Annotated in this window: 3 protein-coding genes; all 3 read right to left on the reverse strand. The window is 44.3% G+C overall.

Annotated features, from left to right (window positions below; translation table 11 throughout):
* Nucleotides 1–162 precede the first annotated feature (162 nt).
* Complete coding sequence (locus EZV61_RS19355; RefSeq protein ID WP_131417687.1) at nt 163–654, reverse strand: GNAT family N-acetyltransferase; 492 nt, start codon at nt 652–654, stop codon at nt 163–165.
* Nucleotides 655–757: 103 nt separating this feature from the next.
* A complete protein-coding gene (locus tag EZV61_RS19360) occupies nt 758–1,135 on the reverse strand; it encodes a hypothetical protein (RefSeq protein ID WP_131417689.1) in 378 nt (125 codons plus the stop codon).
* Nucleotides 1,136–1,227: 92 nt separating this feature from the next.
* Complete coding sequence (locus EZV61_RS19365; RefSeq protein WP_131417691.1) at nt 1,228–1,524, reverse strand: hypothetical protein; 297 nt, start codon at nt 1,522–1,524, stop codon at nt 1,228–1,230.
* Nucleotides 1,525–1,671 lie beyond the last annotated feature (147 nt).

Genomic DNA, 1,671 nt, shown 5'->3' on the forward strand with positions numbered 1-1,671 from the left:
CGCTGGGCTATGAATGAATTTTTAAGGCTGGTTCACACCGCTGGACTGGGGGATTTATGAGGGGATCCTCCAGCGCCTGGTTAATGGGCAACACTTGGCACGTTCAATTTGCGTTTATTGCAAATTGCGTGACGAGTAGTTGTCCACGTATTGAACCACTTGTTATACAACTTTTACCTCTTTTGCCCAATTCTCCCAAGAAATGCTTCTCCCTGGAAACGCGATATTATTGAAGGGCCAACGATCTTTTAGCCACTGCACGACAGTTTGATATAGTCTCTCATCTAATGCTGCGCTGTCTTCTCTAACCCACAAATAAACTTCACAATCATAGTTTTCGGATTGGCTTGGATCTATGTAAACACTGCCAAGACACTTGTCTCTTGAGCTATTGAAAACTGAATATGCGAACGCCTTACGCGATTCGAATTCTTGTTTGTGAACCTTTAAATCTGCCCTGTTTTCTGCAAGCGTCATGTTGCTTTTGGGCCAATGTGAATTTGGGCCAAAAATCGACTTTAGTCGTTCACGGCTAGACATAACGGCTTCATAATCTAACTCTGCGACATTCTCTTCAAGAACCCTAAAAAAGAATTGGTTCGTTTCTAAGGTTTTTGGAACTTTATATGATTGAGGAATGAATTGGGTTGGCATAAGCCTTACTTTTCACAGTTGTATAACGCCTAAAACAGGGAGCAAGTTAGCGGCAAAGCCGCGTCGTTTAACTTGTCGCATTGATTTTTCTTGTTAAAAGGCACTACCACGCATAAACCTCACCTTCATCTCCGATGATCTTAGCGGAGAGAAGCCTAGCAGCTTGTGATGCGACTCTATGTACCGGGTTTGCTGGAGAATCAATATCGTCAGTGGCATTAAATGATACCCGGCCACTATTAAACCAGATACAAAATTCCCATCTAGATTGCTTTTTGAGGCCAAAAAATTTACTCGTCGTAAACTCAACTTCGACGTCGCCAGGGTTAGCAGATATAGAGATCTCTTCTCCCTTAGCCAAATTGACAGCCTTAGTTCCTACGCTGTTAATTCGAGCCCCCTCAATAGCATCTATTACCGAAATCCATTGTTCCAACTCAATTGCAGAGTCTTCCAACTCGATATGTAGCGCATATCCCATGATGTGCCTTTTAACGCTTCACGAATGGGCTGGCGAAGCCAGTCACGCGGAGGCCGCGCTTTTCAGCGGCCGGAGTGAAATTGCGTGACTTGTTATATGCCGAGGCGTTCATTCAGTTCACTCACTTTTTTTACCTTAAAGGTTTCCATACGGGATTTGCTTAGCCTCTGGTAGTGCCCCGACTCAACATAGAGCCAGCGCCCCGACAGCGGGCTAGATTCTGAATAAAAGTCGACTTTGTATAAGTCACGTGACTCAAGTGGGTGCAGTGATATTTCGCTAGATTCCTCAGCTACTTCCCAGAGCGCCAAAACTCTTGCCACCTCATCTTTCTCCGTGATGACTTTTATAACATTAAACTCAGGATCAAAAACCCTGATCTCCACCACCTCTGAATCCGCGAATGAACACCCCGAGAACAAAAGAAACATCAACGTAAGAAGTAAAATCTTCATGGCATATAGACAATATGACTCCCACAAAAGGTGCTGACCTCCGCCTTCGTGGGTTAGCTAAAAGCCAGAGCCATAATGTAT

This window comes from Corallincola luteus, from assembly GCF_004336975.1.
GTDB lineage: Bacteria > Pseudomonadota > Gammaproteobacteria > Enterobacterales > Neiellaceae > Corallincola > Corallincola holothuriorum.

Coding starts and splice junctions, on each gene's coding strand:
- EZV61_RS19355 (WP_131417687.1), bottom strand. CDS start 654: ATGCCAACCCAATTCATTCCTCAATCATATAAAGTTCCAAAAACCTTA.
- EZV61_RS19360 (WP_131417689.1), bottom strand. CDS start 1,135: ATGGGATATGCGCTACATATCGAGTTGGAAGACTCTGCAATTGAGTTG.